This window comes from Streptomyces sp. NPDC001443 (assembly GCF_053597355.1).
In genome coordinates this window covers 240,299-258,326 of sequence record NZ_JBSFIA010000002.1, presented here as the reverse complement: position 1 = coordinate 258,326, position 18,028 = coordinate 240,299, and the positions used below count along the sequence as shown (strand labels likewise).

The following is an 18,028-nucleotide window of genomic DNA, read 5'->3' as shown; positions in this document are numbered from 1 at the left end:
CGGGCCAGCCCTCCGGCGACCCACGGGTCGCCGGAGACGCCTCAGGACGCCGGTTACTTGATCCGGGTGCCCGCGGAACGCAGGTTCTGCGTGGCCTCGACGACGCGCTTGGCCATCGACGCCTCGGCCAGCTTGCCCCAGGTGCGCGGGTCGTAGGTGGACTTGGAGCCGACCTCGCCGTCGACCTTCAGCACACCGTCGTAGTTGCGGAACATGTGGTCGACCACGGGGCGGGTGAACGCGTACTGCGTGTCCGTGTCGATGTTCATCTTCACGACGCCGTTCTCCAGCGCGGTGGCGATCTCCTCCTCGGAGGAACCGGAACCGCCGTGGAAGACGAAGTCGAACGGGGACGCCTTGCCGTACTTGGCGGCCACGCCCTCGTTCAGCTCCTTGAGGAGCTCCGGGCGCAGGACGACGTTGCCCGGCTTGTACACACCGTGGACGTTGCCGAACGACGCGGCCAGCAGGTAGCGGCCCTTCTCGCCCAGGCCCAGCGCCTCGACCGTACGGATCGCGTCGTCGACGGTGGTGTAGAGGGAGTCGTTGATCTCGTGGGAGACGCCGTCCTCCTCGCCGCCGGTCGGGGTGATCTCGACCTCGAGGATGATGTTCGCGGCGCGGGCCTTCTCCAGCAGCTCCTGCGCGATGGCCAGGTTGTCGGAGAGGGTCTCCGCCGAGCCGTCCCACATGTGGGACTGGAACAGCGGGTTGCGGCCGGCCTTGACGCGCTCCTCGGAGATGGCGATCAGCGGACGCACGTACCCGTCGAGCTTGTCCTTCGGGCAGTGGTCGGTGTGCAGCGCGACCGTGACCGGGTACTTCTCGGCGATGATGTGCGCGTACTCGGCCAGGGCCACCGCGCCGGTGACCATGTCCTTCTTGTACTGGCCGCCGAGGAACTCGGCACCGCCGGTCGAGATCTGGATGATGCCGTCGCTCTCCGCCTCGGCGAAGCCGCGCAGAGCCGCGTTCAGGGTCTGGCTCGAGGTGACGTTGATGGCCGGGTAGGCGAACTTGCCTGCCTTCGCCCGGTCGAGCATCTCGTTGTAGACCTCGGGGGTTGCGATGGGCATCTGTCCGCTCCTTGTATGTGCGGGTGGGGTTCTGCGTTTACGGCCCTGACCTAGACCTTGAATGTGACGTCGTCGTCGGCGACATCTTTCCAGACCTGGGCCGATGCTGGGTGCAGCCCGTCCCGCCCTGTGGACAACTTCCGTCCGACCGTCGAACACCCCGTGGGCTGCCCCGTACGACGGTCGAACAGAAAGCCGGATCAGCCGGATCTCAGTCCAGGCCCAGCTCGTCCTTGGAGAACGCGAAGCGGTAGGGCACGCCCGCGCCCGCCTCGATCTTCTCGGCGGCGCCGGTCGCCCGGTCGACGATGGTCGCCACGGCGACCACTTCGGCACCGGCGGCGCGCACGGCCTCGACCGCGGTGAGCGGGGAGCCGCCGGTGGTGGAGGTGTCCTCGACGACCAGCACGCGCCGCCCGGCGATCTCCGGACCCTCGACCTGCCGCTGCAGACCGTGCGCCTTCGCGGCCTTGCGGACGACGAAGGCGTCCAGCTTGCGTCCGCGCGCGGCGGCCGCGTGCAGCATGGCCGCGGCCACCGGGTCGGCGCCCATGGTCAGACCGCCGACCGCGTCGAATTCGAGGTCCGCCGTCAGGTCCAGCAGCACCTGGCCGACCAGCGGGGCGGCCGCTCCGTCCAGGGTGATGCGGCGAAGGTCGACGTAGTAGTCGGCCTCCAGACCCGAGGAGAGGGTCACCTTGCCGTGCACCACGGCCTTGTCCTTGATCTGCTGCAGCAGCTCGCCACGTACTTCCGTCATGCCAGCCAGCTTAGAGGCGCCGCCAACTCCAGGTGGTGGTGGCCTCCAGCGGCTCCAGCGGGGTGACCAGACGCGGGAGGGTGTTGAGCCCGTTCGGCGGACCGGTCTGCGGCTCGACGCACACCGCTGCCTCCTGCTCGTCGTAGACGACGACCCACTCCTCGGGGCTGGTCACCTTCAGCTCGAGCTGCTCCGGCCAGGTGAGCGTGACGTCGACCCCGCCGGGCATGCCGAAGCAGTCGTCCCAGGGGCCCGGCCGCGGCTCGACGCGGTTCCCGGTCGGGAGATGGTCCTCCCCGCGCTCCTCCTGCCAGGCCGGTTCGAAGGCGACCCGGACGTCCTGACCGCCGAGGTTGCGGTGGAACCACGGGTGCCAGCCGATCTGCGCCGGGAAGGAGGACGCGTACGTCTCCACCGACATGGTGAGCGTCAGGGCGTCCGGGGTGAGGGCGACCGCCTGGGTGACCCGGCCGGTGAAGGGCCAGGGCTCGACCAGGTCGTACGTGATGACGGCCTCGTCCGCCGCCTTGCGCGCCACCCGCCAGGCGCCGTCCCGGGCGGTGCCGTGGATGGCGTGCGGTGGGGAGTTGAGCGGCATCTGGTGGACGGTGCCTCCGTCCCGGAACGCTCCGCCGCGGATCCGCCCGCACCAGGGGACCATCGGGAAGCAGCCGAACCGCTCGCCCTGCCGGAGCAGCTCGACGCCGCCGATCCGGAGCCCGCCGATCCGGCCGCCGTTGCCCGGCTGTACTACGACTTCCGCGTCTCCCGCGGTCAGCGTGATGTCTTCGTTACTCACGACACGACCCTACTGGGCGGATCAAGAGGGCCGCCGGGGTGCGGGGTCGTCGCCCGCCCTCCCCTTCGGTACTCAGCGTCGCTTGCGCAGGGCCCGGCCGACCACGATGGCGGAGGCCACCACCAGGGCCGCCGCGGGCGCGGCCCAGCGAAGGGTGGAGTTCGGGGCGATGGTCTGCGGCGCGGGCACGGGCGCGTACCGCCCGCGCGGCGGCGCGTGGTCCACCTCCTCCGCACTCCGCCCGATCATCGTCCGCCGGGCGTGCGCGGCCTCTGCGGGAGGCTCCATGGAGTCCATGGGCGACACGGGTTCCATGGGTGCCACGACCTCCTCGGGTGCCGGAGGCGCCACGGCCTCCTCGGACTCCGCGGGCGTCACGGCCTCTTCGGGCTCCTCGGGTTCCGGTGACCCCACGGGTTGCGCAGGCTCCGCGGGGTGCGTCGACCGGACAGGCTCCACCGGCTCGGCGGTCGGCCCCTGCGGCGCCACGGCGCCGGGCTCCGTGTCGACCGTCTCGGCGACCTCGTCCGACGCGTCCGCCTCCTCCGCCCCCAGACCCTCCGCGAAACGGTTCAGCAGCCGGATCACGGCCGCGTCGACCGCCGTCCTGGGCAGTTCGGCGACCCGGCCGTCCGCCGTGGCCGTGCCGCCGAAGGCCAGGGTGGCGCCGCCGTCCGTGTCGGCCACCCGCAGGACCAGGGCGAACGTCACCGCCCCCGAGCCACGCGCCTCGGTCGCCTCGCCCTCGACGGCGTACGAACCGTCCGCGCGCTCCGAGACCCGGACGGAACCCCGGTAGGTGATGCTGTTGCTTGCGACCCGGACCTTCAGCCGGCCGCTGCCGGGCTCGCCACCGACGTCCTGCTGGAGCCCCGGGACCGCGCGGGCGACCCGCGCGGGGTCGGCCAGCGTCGCCCTGAGCCGCTCGGCGGGAACCGGAACGAAAACCTCATGCTCCATGTCGTCGGAGCCTACCCAGGGGCCGCCCCGAATACCTCCCGCTCGGCCGGAGTGGCCCGCGCGCACCGGGGCGATTCAGTAGCGCGGGTGGACCAGCGTCGAGGCCGGCAGCCCCCGGACCCGGGTCCGGTCCGCGGCCCGCGCGTCCGCCGCGAGCCCCGCCGCGGTCAGGGTGCGGGGCGGACGCTCGCCCCGGTCCAGGCCCAGGCCCAGGACCGGACGGGCGTCGGCCCGCGCCAGGACGAAGCCCCAGTCGCGTGGCGCGCGGGTGGCGGAGACGGACCGGCCGGGGTCCGCCGCGGAGCCGTCGTCGCGATCGGCCACCCGGTAGGGGGCGGTGCGCAGGCCCGCGGCCCGCACGGTGGCGTCCACCGTCCAGAAGGCGCGCCGACGGCAGGTGACCTGTCCGGCGTGCACCACCAGCCGGCCGCCGCTCGCCAGGACGCGCCGGGTCAGCCCGTAGAACTCCAGCGAGTACAGCTTCGCGCCGGCGGTGACGGCCGGGTCCGGCAGGTCCGAGACGACGACGTCGTAGGCCGCGCGCGGGGCCCGGCGCAGCCAGCGGAAGGGGTCGGCCGTCGTCACGTGCACGCGCGGGTCTCCGTACACATGACCGTTCAGCGCGGACAGAGCCGGGTCGGAGCGCGCCAACCGCACCACGCCCGCGTCGAGTTCGACGATGTCGACCCGGCGCACCCCGGGGTGGCGCAGCACCTCGCGGGCGGCGAGTCCGTCGCCGCCGCCGAGGACGAGGACGCGGGTGTGCGGGCCGTTCATCGCGGGGTGGACCAGGGCTTCGTGGTAGCGCCGCTCGCCACGGCCGCCGACCCGCAGCCGGCCGTCGAGGAAGAGGCTGACGGGACGGCCGTGGTCACCGCCGGTGAGCACCACCTCCTGCACCTCGGTGCGCACCGCCACCCGTACGTCGTCGCCGTACACCGCGCGCCGTGCCGCCTGTTCGAAGTCGCCGACGAGCACGGCGGCCGTCGCGAGGACGCCGAGCACGACGAGGTTGGCGACCAGCAGCACCCAGCGGGCGCGACGGCTCAGGTCCCGGCGGAACAGCCCGAGGACGAGGGCGCCGCCGGCCAGCACGTTCACCGTGCCGGTGCACAGGACGCCGGTGAGCTGGCCCAGGACGGGCAGCAGCAGGAAGGGGAAGGCGAGGCCGCCGACCAGGGCTCCGACGTAGTCGGCCGCGAACAGGTCGGCCACCGCGCCGCCCGCGTCCTGCCGGTGGATGCGCTGGATCAGCTCCATCAGCAGCGGCACCTCGGCGCCGATCAGCAGGCCGATGGCGAGGGAGAAGACGACCAGCAGGCAGCGCGGGCCGTCGACCCACAGGCCGCCCCAGTCGCCGGTCCAGGCGAACACCGCGTACAGGGCCATGGCACTGCTGCCGCCGACGAGGGCGAGCGCCGCCTCGACCGCGCAGAAGCCGGCGGCCGCGTGCCCGCGCAACCGTTTCGCCGCGAGGGAGCCGATGCCCATCGCGAAGACCATGACCGACAGCACGACGGAGGCCTGGGTGACCGAGTCACCGATCAAGTACGACGCCAGGGCGACGAGTTCGAGCTCGTACACCAGCCCGCAGGCGGCGCAGACGAAGACGCCCGCGAGGACCAGGAACCGTCCGGTGCCCGGCCGGACCGGCGGCCGCGCGGGGCCGCCCCAGGACGGCGAGGTGCCGGGCGGGGCGGGAGCGGGCGACTCGATCACGACTGCGACGTTACGTGACGAGACCGGTACGCTTCGTCACCCACACGTGTGGAAATCCTCGCTGTTCGGGTGCCTTGTGTTTACGGGCGTCAGACCCCGGACCGGCTGAGCCGGCCGCACCGTCCCGCGGGGACCCGCGTCCCGACCCGCGTCCGGGTCGCCACCAACTGGCCGTCCTGCGGGTAGGCGTGCCAGGTGCGCCAGTGCACATGGCCGTCGTGGCGCTGGGCCAGCATGGCCGTGAACGCGTGCGGACTGCCGGGGAAGACGCCCGCGAGGCCGTTCGGGTGGTCGCAGACGAGGGCCAGCAGTTCCTGGGCGCGGCCCGCGAACGAGCCCGGCGAGAGGACCTCGACGCGCGCGGCGAACTCGTACTCCCAGTCGTCCACCCGCTTGGCGACGCCGAGCGGAAGGGGTGTGCTGCTGCCGGGGATGCAGGCCACCGTCTCCGAACAACGGCCCTGCTCCTGCTCCACCAGCACCTGGTGGGACGCGCCGAGCAGTCTCAACTGGAGCTTTGCGCCGTCCAGTTCGAGGTCGAGTGTGGCCAGGGCGGGAAGTGGATCGCGCCCCAGGGCCCAGGCGAGGTCTGCCGCGCGCGTGTCGGTGTAGGAGGTGTTCAGGGTCGTGAGCATGGATCGGCTCCGCAAGCACGCAAAGAAAAAGGGGGTGTTGGTCCGGCGCACCCCGGTCGACTCCGGTCGACTCCGGTCGACGGCGGGAATTCGGCCCGGTCAGCCCAGTCGGGAGGGGTGTCCGCGCAAGACGTCCGAGGGGCTGCGATGGTGGTTTAGAGGGAATCATGAACTGTGCTGCCGCCACAGCGTTTTTACCCAACTTCGTGGGGTTTCCATCCCTCAGAGGGCCCGCCAGCTCAACTGTTCAACCACGGCGTGCGCCGGAGCCCCACGGCGCACACCCGCGCGTGACAGGGCCCGAACGAATGTCCGGACCCTGTCCGTCGGATGCGGCTCCCCCTGCCGGAGCTCGGCTGCCCCGTGTCAGCTGCCTCCGCCGCATCCGCCCCCGCCGCCGCAGGACGACCCTCCTCCGCAGGACGATCCACCCCCGCACGAATGACCACCGCCGCACGAGTGACCACCCGAATGACCACCGCCGCACGAGTGACCACCCGAATGCCCGCCCGAATGACCACCCGAGGACGAGCCGGTGCTGTCTCCCCCGCCGGCCCACCAGCTGCTGTCGCTGCCGCCGCGCCGACGGCCGGCGCCGTACGCCCGCGCCTTGCCGTTCCTGCGTGCCGAGGACGCGACGGCGCCCGCGAACAGGACCGCGGCGACCACCAGGATGATGCCGAGGACCATGGCGTCACCCTCCTTCCGATTCCCCCGAAGCGGCCCCCCGCGGGCGCCTCGTTCCTTGCGTGGACTGGGGATGCCCGGTCGCTCGCGCGGCCAAAGCAGAGTTGAGGAACTTCTGAGGGTCCGGCCACGGAAAAGGCCCCTGACCTGCACCGAAGTGCGGATCAGGGGCCGCTCGTACCTCAGGGGCCGTCAGGCGCCCAGGTAGACCGGGGCCTTCTGAACGGACCGGCCGTAGATGTGGCTGCTGAGGGTGCCGTCGGCACCCAGGACGACCAGGGTGACGTCGTCCTGGAGGACGACCGGGCGGCCCTTGGCCCACGAGACGGAGAACGTGCCGTGGCCGGTGGTCAGCTGCGCCCCGTAGACACCGTCGCGCTTGACGATCTTCACCTTCGCGCCGTTGACCAGCTTGTAGCGGCCGAGCCGGGGTGCGGGCGCGGTCTCGGACCCGGTCCAGGTGGCGGTCGTGCCGTCCGGGTTCAGCACCAGCGTGCGGGTGCCGTACAGGGCGGCTCCGGAACGGTCGTGGGCGTCGATGAAGCGCACCAGCCTGCCGTCCCGGAAGACGCGGGCCTGGTAGTGGCCGGCGGAGACCTTGAAGATCTGCGCGGTCGTGCGGGAGTCGAGGCGCAGGGTGCGCACGAGCTTGCCGCTCAGCGTGCAGTCGGCGGACAGGGCCGGGAAGGCGGTGCTGCGCCAGGGGGTCGGCCCGCCCTCGCTGCGCTGCCCGAAGACGGGCTTGGCGCTGAGCACTCCGGTGATCTTCAAGCCGTAGGCCAGGTCGGTGGGCCTGCTCTGGTTCACGGTCGAGACGACGCCGCCCCGGCCGTCCAGGAGCTTGGCGGACGCGCCGCTGTGCGCGCTGTTGACCAGCTTGACCTTCATGCCGCCGAAGACGGAGGGGATGGTCTTGGTCACGACGCAGGCGCTGCCCGCCGACGGCGCGGCACTGGCGGTGGCACTGGCTGCGGCACTGGCTGTGGCACCGGCCGAGACGACGGAAGCGGCGGCCGTCCCGACGAGGGCGAGGGTGGCGAGGGTGGTGCGGAGTGCGGTGCGCATGGCTGCTCCTGGCGATGTCGCTTCGGCCGTGCCGACCTCTCTGACCGGCGAGAACAACGTTAGGGATCACTCGTGCCGGACCCGTCGGGCTTGTGTCACAGGCATGTGACAGCCGACCGGCCGCCGACACAGGAGACCTTCGGCGAAGGCGGGTTGAACAACTCCGGAGCTTCGGCGCAGGATGGCCGGCATGACCTCCAGCGCACGCCCCTTCCTCAACCGCCGGCTCGCCGAGTTCGGGACGACGATCTTCGCCGAGATGTCGGCGCTGGCCGTGCGGACCGGATCGATCAACCTGGGCCAGGGCTTCCCCGACACGGACGGACCCGAGGAGGTCAGGGAGGCCGCGGTGCGCGCGCTGCGCGACGGCCTCGGCAACCAGTACCCGCCGGGCCCCGGCATCCCCGAGCTGCGCACCGCCGTCGCCGCGCACCAGCAGCGCCGCTACGGCCTGTCCTACGACCCCGACACCGAGGTCCTGGTCACGGCCGGCGCCACGGAGGCCATCGCCGCGGCCCTGCTCGCCCTGCTGGAGCCGGGCGACGAGGTGATCGCCCTGGAGCCCTACTACGACTCCTACGCGGCCTGCGTCGCGATGGCGGGCGGCACCCGGGTGCCGGTCACCCTGCGCCCGCACGACGGCGCGTTCCGCCTGGACCTCGACGAGCTGCGCGCCGCGGTCACCGACCGCACCCGTCTGCTGCTGGTCAACACCCCGCACAACCCGACCGGCACGGTCCTCACCCGCGAGGAGCTGACGGCGATCGCCGAGCTGGCCGTGGAGCGCGATCTGCTGGTGGTCACCGACGAGGTGTACGAGCACCTCGTCTTCGACGGGGCCGAGCACCTGCCGCTCGCCTCCTTCCCCGGGATGCGCGAGCGCACGGTCACGATCGGCTCGGCCGGCAAGACCTTCTCCTTCACCGGCTGGAAGGTCGGCTGGATCACCGCGCCGCCCGGCCTGGTCACGGCGGTGCGCTCGGCGAAGCAGTTCCTGACGTACGTGTCGGCCGGACCGTTCCAGTACGCGGTCGCCGAGGCGCTGTCGCTGCCCGACTCCTACTTCGACACCCTGCGCGCGGACCTGCTGGCCAAGCGCGACCTGCTGGCGTCCGGTCTCGCCGAGGCGGGCTTCGGGGTCTTCCGGCCGGCCGGCACCTACTTCGTCACCACCGACATCCGCCCCCTCGGCGAGAGCGACGGCTTCGCCTTCTGCCGCGCCCTGCCGGAACGGGCCGGCGTGGTCGCCATCCCGAACGCGGTCTTCTACGACCACCGCGAGGCCGGCGCCCCCTTCGTCCGCTTCGCGTTCTGCAAGAAGACCGAGGTGTTGGAGGAGGCGGTGCGCCGCCTGAAGTCCCTGCCGGCCTGACGCGTCCCGCGGGTCGACCGGCCGGACACCCCGCGAGTCGGCCCACCGGTCCGACGCCCACCGGTCTGCCGCTCCGCCGGGGTCTACCCCTCCGCCGCCCCACCGCGCCGCTCTGCCCGTCCACCGGTCTGCCCGCCCGCCGCTCCGACGCCCTGACGGTCCGGCGGTCCGCCGGTCCGCCGGTCCGCCGGACCGCACGTCCGCCGGGGCCGCCGACCCGCTCGACGGCCCGCCCGCCTGACGGGGTGTCGGTGGGTCGGGCGGCAGCATGTCCGGAGCTCCGGGTCACGTCGCCGCGCCGGGCGGCGGGTGACCGCACCCGTCCGGCCGCGCCCTGCTCGCGCACCCCGGCGGCGCTCTTGCAAGGTGCGGGTGTGACTCACACCAGCGCCACCACGCTCCGCATCGCGGTACCGGAGCCCGAACGACGGGGCCGGGCCCGTCCGCGGCTGCCCCGCCCCCGGCTGCCCGACCCCCGGACGCTCCGGCCGCCGGGAGTCGGCACCGCGGTGGGCCTGTTCGTGGCCGCGCGGCTGGCCGGTGCCGCCGTGCTCGCCACGACCGCCTGGACCTGGGACAAGCAGCCGCTCGCCCTGCTCGGGCGGTCCTGGGACTCCCTGTGGTACCTGGGCATCGCCGCGCACGGCTACGGCCGCGTCCTGCATCCGCAGCCGGGCGTCGTCCAGAGCGACCTGGCGTTCTTCCCGCTCTACCCGGCACTCGTGCGCGGGGTGACGGCGCTCAGCCCGCTCGGCGGGGGCGGGGCGGCCCTGCTGGTGTCGTGGCTGGCGGCCGTGGCCGCGGCCTGCGGGATCTACCGGTGCGGCGCCCTGCTGCACGGCCGGGCCGTCGCCTGCACCCTGGTGCTGCTGTGGGGGCTGCTCCCGCACTCGGTCGTGCTGTCGATGGCGTACACCGAGCCGCTGCTCACGGCGTTCGCCGCCTGGTCGCTGTACGCGGTCCTCACCCGCCGCTGGCTGTGGGCCGGCGCGCTGGCCGCGCTCGCGGGACTGTCCCGGCCCAACGGCTGCGCGGTGGCGGCGGCCGTCGTGGCGGCGGCCGTCTGCGAGGTCTGGCACGAGCGCCGCCGGCTCGGCCGGGTCTCCCCCGGGCTGTGGGCGGGCGCGGTGCTCGCCCCGCTCGGCTGGGGCGCGTACCTCCTGTGGGTGGGCCGGCGGACCGGGGACCTGCTCGGCGGCTACTTCGCGGTGCAGGCGGGCTGGGGGTCGCGCTTCGACCTCGGCCACGACGCGCTCCGGTTCACCCGGATCCTCCTGCTGTACAAGGCCCGGTTCGTCTTCCCGATGTCACTGGTGATCGTCGCGGCGGCGGTGCTCCTGTACGTCCTGCTGCTCCTGGACCGCCCCCCGCTCCCACTGGTCGTCTACACCAGCGCCCTGATGGTGGTCGCCCTCGGCGGCGCGGGCTTCTTCGAGTGCAAGCCGCGCTTCCTGCTGCCCGCCTTCCCGCTGCTGCTGCCGCCCGCGCGGGCGCTGGTACGCACGGCGAGAGCCCGGCCCTGGCACGCGACCGCGGTGGTCGGCGCCCTGGCCGGGCTCTCGTTCGTCTACGGCGCGTACCTGGTAGCGATCGCGCACGCACCGCTGTAGGACCCGGGGACGGGCTGCCCGCCCTGGGACCCGGGAGGTGGACTACTCCTCGCCTTCGCCCTCCTCGGGCTCCTCCGAGTCGTTGACTTCCTGCTCCAGGCCGAGCTGCTCGACGAGCCACTTGTCGAATTCGATGGCGGCCCGCACCCAGCTCACCGTCGACGACACGAAGTGCTCGAGGGCGACCCCGGTGCCGATCAGCATCTGGGCCTCGCCGATGAGACGGACGGTGCCGTCGTCGTGCGTGTGCGTGTAGACCTTGGGCCACAGCGTGCGACGGTTCCAGTCGTCGATGGACTCCAGCAGCTGGGGCTTCTCGTCGATCTTGTGCGGACGGTCGTAGAAGGTCCGCACCGAGAACACCTGCTGGTCGGCCTCGCCACGGAACATGAAGTACGTACGGAACTGCTCCCAGGGCGCCGCGAGGTCGCCCTCCTCGTCCACGACGTACTTCAGCTCCATCTGGTCGAGGAGCTGCTTCACGAGGTCCTGATCCGGGACGACGGGGCCCGCCGGTCCCTGCGGCTGCGGCTCGGGCTGGCCCCCGAAGTTCGGAATCGAGGACGGGTCGATGGTCACCGTGAATTTCCCTTCGTACGGATGCTGCCATCCTCTCCCATCCGGCACGGGGAGTGGCAACCCCGGGCGGGCCTGTCGCGGCGACTGACATGATCCGGTCAACGTCGACAAGGGGTGGCACACGTGCGCAAGCTGGGGTGGGGTTTGTGGTGGCTGAGTCTGGTGTTCGCGGTCGCCGTCGTCGGGCGGTTCGTGTGGGTCCTCAGCTTCGCGTCGAGCGACGGCCCCCCCGGCACCGTCGGCCGGGTCTCCTGCGACAGGGCCCTGCGGTTCGCGGGCGCCTCGCTGCCCGCGGGGGCGAGCGCGCAGGACTGCACCTCGTACAGCTGGCCGGACCAGGCCTACGACGGCTCGTTCCGGATGCCGCGGTCCACGGTGCCGCAGTGGCTGACCGCGGCGTTTCCCCGCGGTCAGCGCCCGGAGATGTGCGACGGGGACCTGTGTGTGTTCGTTCGCAACGCCCCTGACGACAAGAACACGACAGGCGCGTACGACGTGGACGTCAGCGTGCGCTACGAGGGCGGGTCCGCGGGGAACACCGCCCTCGTCACGTTCGAGGCCTCCACCTACTGAGCGGCACCGCGTCGGGCGCGGTGCCGCCCGTGCGTCACAGCGTCTTGCCGGTCGCCGGACCCACGATCAGTCCGTCGCCGAAGGCGTCCACCCGGACCGTGTCGCCGTCCTTGACCTCGCCGGACAGGATCTCCCTGGCCAGCCGGTCGCCGATGGCCGTCTGGACCAGCCGGCGCAGCGGCCGGGCGCCGTAGGCCGGGTCGTTGCCCTCGTCGGCGAGCCAGGCCAGGGCCTCGTCGGTGATCTCCAGGGTCAGCCGCCGCTCGGCCAGCCGCCGGGCGAGCCGGTCGATCTGGAGGCGGGCGATGCGGCCCAGCTCCTCCTTGGACAGGGCCGAGAAGACGACCAGGTCGTCGAGCCGGTTGAGGAACTCCGGCTTGAAGGACGCCCGGACCACCTCCAGCACCTGCTGCTTCTTCTCCGCCTCGCCCACCGTCGGGTCCACCAGGAACTGACTGCCCAGGTTCGAGGTGAGCACCAGGATGACGTTGCGGAAGTCGACCGTGCGGCCCTGGCCGTCGGTCAGCCTGCCGTCGTCCATCACCTGGAGCAGGACGTCGAAGACCTCGGGGTGCGCCTTCTCCACCTCGTCCAGCAGGACGACGCTGTATGGGCGGCGGCGGACCGCCTCGGTGAGCTGGCCGCCCTCCTCGTAGCCGACGTAGCCGGGCGGGGCGCCGACCAGCCGGGCCACGCTGTGCTTCTCGCCGTACTCCGACATGTCGATGCGGATCATCGCCCGCTCGTCGTCGAAGAGGAAGTCCGCGAGCGCCTTGGCCAGCTCGGTCTTGCCGACACCGGTCGGGCCGAGGAAGAGGAAGGAGCCGGTGGGCCGGTCCGGGTCGGAGATGCCCGCGCGGCTGCGCCGCACCGCGTCGGAGACGGCCCGTACGGCCTCGGACTGGCCGATGAGACGCTTGCCGAGCTCGTCCTCCATGCGCAGCAGCTTCTGCGTCTCGCCCTCCAGCAGACGGCCCGCCGGGATCCCGGTCCAGGAGGCGACGACGTCCGCGATGTCGTCGGAGCCGACCTCCTCCTTGACCATGGTGTCCCGGGAGGCCTCCTCCTCGGCCTCGGACGCGGCCTCCAGGTCGCGCTCCAGGGCCGGGATCTCGCCGTACAGCAGCTTGGAGGCGGTGTCGAAGTCGCCGTCGCGCTGGGCCCGTTCGGCCTGGCCGCGCAGGCCGTCGAGCCGCTCCTTCAGCTCGCCGACCCGGTTGAGGGACTGCTTCTCCTTCTCCCAGCGGGCGGTGAGACCCCGCAGCTCCTCCTCCTTGTCGGCGAGGTCGCGGCGCAGCTTGTCCAGCCGTTCCCGGCTGGCGGCGTCGGTCTCCTTGCCGATCGCCAGCTCCTCCATCTTCAGCCGGTCCACGACCCGCTGGAGCTCGTCGATCTCGACCGGGGAGGAGTCGATCTCCATGCGCAGCCGGGAGGCCGCCTCGTCGACCAGGTCGATGGCCTTGTCGGGCAGGAAGCGGGAGGTGATGTACCGGTCGGACAGGGTGGCCGCCGCGACCAGCGCGCTGTCGGCGATCTGGACCTTGTGGTGGGCCTCGTAGCGGCCCTTGAGCCCGCGCAGGATGGCGATGGTGTCCTCGACGGTCGGCTCGGCGACCAGCACCTGCTGGAACCGCCGCTCCAGGGCCGGGTCCTTCTCGATCCGCTCCCGGTACTCGTCCAGGGTGGTGGCGCCCACCATGCGCAGCTCACCGCGCGCGAGCATGGGCTTGAGCATGTTGCCCGCGTCCATGGCCGAGTCGCCGCCGGCGCCCGCGCCCACGACGGTGTGCAGCTCGTCGATGAAGGTGATGACCTGCCCGTCGGAGTCCTTGATCTCGGCGAGGACGGTCTTCAGCCGCTCCTCGAACTCGCCCCGGTACTTCGCCCCGGCCACCATGGCCCCGAGGTCCAGCGCGACCAGCCGCTTGTTCTTCAGGGACTCGGGCACGTCCCCCTTCACGATCCGCTGCGCGAGCCCCTCCACGACGGCGGTCTTGCCGACGCCGGGCTCGCCGATGAGCACCGGGTTGTTCTTGGTGCGGCGGGACAGCACCTGCACGACCCGCCGGATCTCGTGGTCGCGTCCGATGACGGGGTCGAGCCTGCCCTCCCGCGCGGCGGCGGTGAAGTCGGTCCCGAACTTCTCCAGCGCCTTGTACTGCCCCTCGGGGTCCGCGGTGGTCACCCGGCGCCCTCCTCTCGACTTGCGGAAGGCCTCCTGGAGCTGGTCCGCCCCGGCCCCCCGCCGGGAGAGCACCTCGCCGGCCGCGCCGCCCTTCGCGGCGGTGCCGATCAGCAGGTGCTCGGTGGAGACGTAGTCGTCGCCGAGGTCCTTGGCGCGCCGCTGGGCGTCGGCGAGGACGGCGAGCAGCTCGCGGTTGGGCTGCGGGGGCGCGACGGTGGAGCCGGTCACGCTGGGCAGCTGGGCCAGCGCCCGCTCGGCGTCGGCGCGCACGGCTGCCTGGTCCGCGCCGACGGCGGCCAGCAGGTCGATGATGTTCTCGTTGTCCTGCCCCGCGAGCAGCGCGAGCAGCAGATGGGCGGGGGTGAGGTCCGGATGGCCCTCGGACACGGCCCGGCTGCCTGCCGCGTTGATCGCGTCCCGGCTCCTGTTGGTCAGCTCGGCGTCCACGTTCGCGTTCTCCTCCCAGCGTCGGCGTACTGCCCACGTCTCCCGGTCCTGACTCAACCAACGTACACAAAGTTGAGTCTATTCCACTCAAGGAGAGCCGGGGAGGTGGTGAGGGACTAAATTCCCGGGCATGGCCGCATATCCACAGAACCCGGGCAGCCCGGACCAGCCGTATCTCGCCTTCTGGCGGGAACGGCACCTGTGCACACTGACGACGACGCGCCAGGACGGCACCCCGCACGTCGTACCCGTCGGAGTGACATACGACCCCGAGGCGCGATTGGCTCGGGTGATCACGAACAAGGCGAGCGCGAAGGTGACGAACGTGAGCGCCGCGGGGCCGGCGGGCGCGCCCGTGGCGGTGTGCCAGGTCGACGGCCGCCGCTGGGCCACGCTGGAGGGCCGGGCCTTCGTACGCACCGAGCCGGAGCGGATCGCGGAGGCGGAGCGGCGCTACGCCGAGCGCTACCAGCGGGTGCCCGCACCCAACCCGGCCCGGGTCGTGATCGAGATCGAGCTGACCCGGGCGATGGGGCGGGGCTGAGGAGACGGGCGAGCCCCGGGGGAACAGCGGCGGACGATCCTTTTTCGGTCACCCGTGGAACGCGCCCATTCCCGGAAATGTCCCGTAAAACTGCAGCGGCGTCACCGTGTTCAGGTCACGGTGACGCCGCTGCGGGGGGAAGTACCTGCGCGATCTTTTACGACGGGGGAATCGCGTCAGGCACTGCGGGGGGTGGCCGAGATGGTCCTGATGTCAGGAACGTCCGGCTCCGCAAGCCGGTGGTCCCGCCGATCCAGGTTCACAAAGATCATTCCGTACCGGATGGCACACCGCACGGGCTGCGGCGCCCCGCGAGGCCGTCGCAGGCACCGGTACGCCCGTACGTCCTCGTCCTCGTCCCGCGTGACGACGACCGGCTCACCGAAGACGGTCACCATCAGCGAGTCGCCGCTATGGGGGATGGCGGTGACCAGGTCGATGAAGTGCCAGCCGGAGCGGTAGGCGGTGGCCATCTCGCGCCGGAAGGAGCGGTCGTCGGGTGGGGTGGTCACGTCAACTCCACACGGTGTCATTCGGTGTGACGACGGCGCCGTCGTCGCCGGTCGCGGCGTCGGCGCCCGGCACTGACCAGACGGTGTCCGCGCGCACGTCACCCTTCGTACCGGAGAGGCCACTCAGCGTTCCGAAGGCCACAACGGCGGAGAAGGCGGCGACGAGCACCGAGCGAAGCATTCTCTTACGCATAGTCGGCTTCGTCCTCACTTGAAGGTCCCCTCTTCCCCCGTCGAGTAAGACGATGGCTCATTCGGGCACGTCATGGCCACACAATCAATGCATCATGTTCCTGCATGTTCAGGACCCTGGGGGGTGGAGATTTGGCAACGAATCGGACTAACGAGACGCATCCCCACGCCTTGACGGAATGGTGCGAGGACGGCGAGCGCCTCTACGCGAACGCCCTGCGCACGGGGCGTATCGACCGCGTCGAGGCGGAGGCCGCTCCGTGTCTGATGGAGTTCGCCCTGCTGCACCCCGACCCGGACGAGCCGGACCGGCTGCTCCCGGTCCCCCCCTCGGTCGTCCTGGCCCAGCGCCTCAACGCCATAGAGCGCGAGATCAGCGAGCGGCGGCGGCTGTCCACCGATCTGGCCGGGGCCTTCGAGCCGTTCATGGCGCTGAGCGCCCGGGTGACCGCGGCCACGGACTCCGTCCGGGTGCTGGAGGGACTCGACCGGATCAACGCGGCACTCGACCTGGCCACCGCCCAGTGCCAGCACGAGGTGCTCACGGTCCAGCCGAGCGCCCGCCACCCGGAACGCAGACTCATCGAGGGACTCGAGCGCGACCGGCCGCTGATCGAACGCGGGGTGCGCATCCGCACCCTGTACCAGCACACCGCGCGCTACAGCCCCGAACGACTCGCCTACGTCGACCAGTTCGCCGACGGCAAGGCCGAGTACCGCACCATCGACGAACTCGTCGAGCGGCTGATCATCTGCGACGAGACCGTCGCCTTCATCCCGGTCCGCGAGGACCGCCAGGTCGCCCTGGAACTGCGCCACCCCGGTCTGGTCAGCTACCTGGTCAAGGTGTTCGAGTTCATGTGGAACCGCGCGGTGCCGCTGAGCGCCGGAGCCCCCTACGAGACCGCCCCGGACGGCATCACCGACATCCAGCACTCCATCGCCAAGCTTCTCGTGGAGGGCCACGTGGACGAGGCCATCGCACGCCGGCTGGGCATGAACGTACGCACCTGCCGGGCCCACATAGCCAAACTGGCCACCGCCCTGGGCAGCGGCAGCCGCGCCCAACTCGGCTATCTGATAGCCCAGTCGGGAATCCTCAACCAGGACCACGCCGACACCGCCGACGACGGCGGGGCGTGACCCGGGGCGCCCTCGCCCGGCCCCTCACAGGGCGGTCGGGGACCCCTGATCGGGCAGGGCGACCTGCGGCACACCGGGGGTGGGCACGGAGCTGTCCAGGCCGACCTGGGCGATCCTGACCCCCAGTTGGGTGCGGCTCGCCGCGCCCAGCGTCTCCGACAGCCGTGCGATGTGCGCCCGGCAGGTGCGCACGCTGATGCCGAGGCGCTCCGCGATCACCGCGTCCTGGTGCCCCTCCGCGAGCAGCGCCGCGATGGACTGCTCGCGGTGCGAGATGCCCTCGATGCCGGTGTCGGGCAGCGGGGCGGTGAGCGGGATCGCCAGCCGCCAGAAGCGTTCGAAGACCGTGGCGAAGTAGTTGACCAGGGCCGGGTGCCTGAGCTCCAGGGCCATCGTGTGATCGGCGTTGGCGGGAATGAAGGCGACCGTGCGGTCGAACAGGATGAGCCGGTCGACGACCTCGTCGAGGGTGCGCGCCTCGACCGTGTCGCCCATCAGCTCGAGGTAGTTGAGCAACCCCTGCCCGTGCCGGGCCACATGGTTGTACAGGTCCCGCATCCGCACCCCGCGCCCGCGCAGCGTCAGCGCCCGGTGCAGCCCCTCGGACAGCTCGGCCTCGCGACGGATGCCGCCCGGCTGCACCGTCAGCACCTCCGTCGTGCAGGCCTCGGTCGCCTCGTCCATCGCCGTCTGGATCCGGGACAGGCCCTCCAGGACCCGGATCGAGCTGCCCTCGGTGCCGGAGGACGGCAGCCGGCCGCCCAGGCCCGCGTACCACTCGACGGCCGCGACCGCCGCGCCCACCCGGCGCCGGCTCGCGCTGACCTCGTCGTGTACCGCGCGCAGCAGCCGGGTCATGACCTCCTGCGGTGCGGTCGGCACCAGCCAGTCCATGTCGTCGGGGTCCGGGTGCAGCAGGGCCAGTTCCAGGAGACAGGGCACCGGGTCGGCGTCCCGACGGCGCACCCGCCCGCGCCGTACGGCCCGGGAATACACCCGATCCCCGGCGTCGCACAGTCGGTCGGCACCGTGTGGATGCTGCTCCGTCCCGTGCCCGGCCATCGCCCGTCCCACCCCCGGTTCCAGCCTCTTCCGCAGGCGCCACTATGCGCGGACCCTACCTGCTCCGCAACACGGCTTCCCTCGGTCCGACCGTGGGAAACAGCCGGT

Annotated in this window: 17 protein-coding genes; 5 read left to right on the top strand and 12 right to left on the bottom strand. The window is 72.1% G+C overall.

The features are described from left to right. Positions 1 to 53 precede the first annotated feature (53 nt). From fbaA to ACWC24_RS03950, 7 genes are all read right to left on the bottom strand, one after another. Positions 54 to 1,076 carry a class II fructose-bisphosphate aldolase gene (gene fbaA / locus ACWC24_RS03980; protein WP_450661245.1) on the bottom strand — a complete coding sequence of 341 codons (1,023 nt, stop codon included), beginning with the start codon at positions 1,074 to 1,076 and terminating at the stop codon, positions 54 to 56. A 211-nt stretch (positions 1,077 to 1,287) separates the two neighbouring features. Beyond that, positions 1,288 to 1,836, bottom strand: coding sequence for an orotate phosphoribosyltransferase (gene pyrE, locus ACWC24_RS03975; RefSeq protein WP_450661244.1), 549 nt, complete (start codon positions 1,834 to 1,836; stop codon positions 1,288 to 1,290). 10 nt (positions 1,837 to 1,846) lie between these two features. Next, entirely contained in the window at positions 1,847 to 2,635 is a 789-nt protein-coding gene (locus tag ACWC24_RS03970) for an aldose epimerase family protein (RefSeq protein ID WP_450661243.1), read from the bottom strand. A gap of 72 nt (positions 2,636 to 2,707) precedes the next feature. Continuing rightward, the gene (locus tag ACWC24_RS03965; RefSeq protein ID WP_450661242.1) at positions 2,708 to 3,595 is read right to left on the bottom strand and encodes an SRPBCC domain-containing protein; all 888 of its coding nucleotides are present in this window, start codon (positions 3,593 to 3,595) and stop codon (positions 2,708 to 2,710) included. Positions 3,596 to 3,670: 75 nt separating this feature from the next. Beyond that, entirely contained in the window at positions 3,671 to 5,314 is a 1,644-nt protein-coding gene (locus ACWC24_RS03960; RefSeq protein ID WP_450661241.1) for a polyamine aminopropyltransferase, read from the bottom strand. An 89-nt stretch (positions 5,315 to 5,403) separates the two neighbouring features. Further along, on the bottom strand, positions 5,404 to 5,949 hold the full coding sequence (locus ACWC24_RS03955; RefSeq protein ID WP_450661240.1) for a DUF2617 family protein: 546 nt from the start codon (positions 5,947 to 5,949) through the stop codon (positions 5,404 to 5,406). A gap of 879 nt (positions 5,950 to 6,828) precedes the next feature. Beyond that, the gene (locus ACWC24_RS03950) at positions 6,829 to 7,701 is read right to left on the bottom strand and encodes a hypothetical protein (RefSeq protein ID WP_450661239.1); all 873 of its coding nucleotides are present in this window, start codon (positions 7,699 to 7,701) and stop codon (positions 6,829 to 6,831) included. Positions 7,702 to 7,882: 181 nt separating this feature from the next. Here ACWC24_RS03950 and ACWC24_RS03945 point away from each other — a divergent pair, with 181 nt between their 5' ends. Continuing rightward, entirely contained in the window at positions 7,883 to 9,073 is a 1,191-nt protein-coding gene (locus tag ACWC24_RS03945) for a pyridoxal phosphate-dependent aminotransferase (protein WP_450661238.1), read from the top strand. 374 nt (positions 9,074 to 9,447) lie between these two features. Beyond that, positions 9,448 to 10,683, top strand: coding sequence for a hypothetical protein (locus ACWC24_RS03940; protein ID WP_450661237.1), 1,236 nt, complete (start codon positions 9,448 to 9,450; stop codon positions 10,681 to 10,683). Positions 10,684 to 10,725: 42 nt separating this feature from the next. Here the strand turns inward: ACWC24_RS03940 and ACWC24_RS03935 are convergent, their stop codons facing one another. Continuing rightward, positions 10,726 to 11,262: a YbjN domain-containing protein gene (locus ACWC24_RS03935; RefSeq protein ID WP_450661236.1), complete on the bottom strand. Its 537-nt coding sequence runs from the start codon at positions 11,260 to 11,262 to the stop codon at positions 10,726 to 10,728. Positions 11,263 to 11,385: 123 nt separating this feature from the next. Between ACWC24_RS03935 and ACWC24_RS03930 the strand changes: the two genes are divergently transcribed. Then, on the top strand, positions 11,386 to 11,835 hold the full coding sequence (locus tag ACWC24_RS03930) for a hypothetical protein (protein ID WP_450661235.1): 450 nt from the start codon (positions 11,386 to 11,388) through the stop codon (positions 11,833 to 11,835). A 34-nt stretch (positions 11,836 to 11,869) separates the two neighbouring features. On the opposite strand, the gene clpB is transcribed toward ACWC24_RS03930, so the two are convergent. After that, a complete protein-coding gene (gene clpB / locus ACWC24_RS03925) occupies positions 11,870 to 14,467 on the bottom strand; it encodes an ATP-dependent chaperone ClpB (protein WP_450661234.1) in 2,598 nt (865 codons plus the stop codon). A 130-nt stretch (positions 14,468 to 14,597) separates the two neighbouring features. On the opposite strand from clpB, the gene ACWC24_RS03920 reads away from it, so the two are divergent. Next, on the top strand, positions 14,598 to 15,011 hold the full coding sequence (locus ACWC24_RS03920) for a pyridoxamine 5'-phosphate oxidase family protein (protein WP_450661233.1): 414 nt from the start codon (positions 14,598 to 14,600) through the stop codon (positions 15,009 to 15,011). A 176-nt stretch (positions 15,012 to 15,187) separates the two neighbouring features. Here ACWC24_RS03920 and ACWC24_RS03915 read toward each other — a convergent pair whose 3' ends face one another. Together ACWC24_RS03915 and ACWC24_RS03910 are read right to left on the bottom strand one after the other, a co-directional pair. Then, positions 15,188 to 15,484, bottom strand: a complete 297-nt coding sequence (locus ACWC24_RS03915; RefSeq protein WP_152886910.1) for a Rieske (2Fe-2S) protein — start codon at positions 15,482 to 15,484, stop codon at positions 15,188 to 15,190. Positions 15,485 to 15,524: 40 nt separating this feature from the next. Further along, a complete protein-coding gene (locus tag ACWC24_RS03910) occupies positions 15,525 to 15,734 on the bottom strand; it encodes a hypothetical protein (protein WP_450661232.1) in 210 nt (69 codons plus the stop codon). A gap of 86 nt (positions 15,735 to 15,820) precedes the next feature. Between ACWC24_RS03910 and ACWC24_RS03905 the strand changes: the two genes are divergently transcribed. Next, positions 15,821 to 16,858 (top strand): helix-turn-helix transcriptional regulator, encoded by a 1,038-nt coding sequence (locus ACWC24_RS03905; protein WP_450661231.1) that lies wholly within the window; start codon positions 15,821 to 15,823, stop codon positions 16,856 to 16,858. A 24-nt stretch (positions 16,859 to 16,882) separates the two neighbouring features. Here the strand turns inward: ACWC24_RS03905 and ACWC24_RS03900 are convergent, their stop codons facing one another. Next, positions 16,883 to 17,920, bottom strand: coding sequence for a LuxR C-terminal-related transcriptional regulator (locus ACWC24_RS03900; RefSeq protein ID WP_450661230.1), 1,038 nt, complete (start codon positions 17,918 to 17,920; stop codon positions 16,883 to 16,885). Positions 17,921 to 18,028 lie beyond the last annotated feature (108 nt).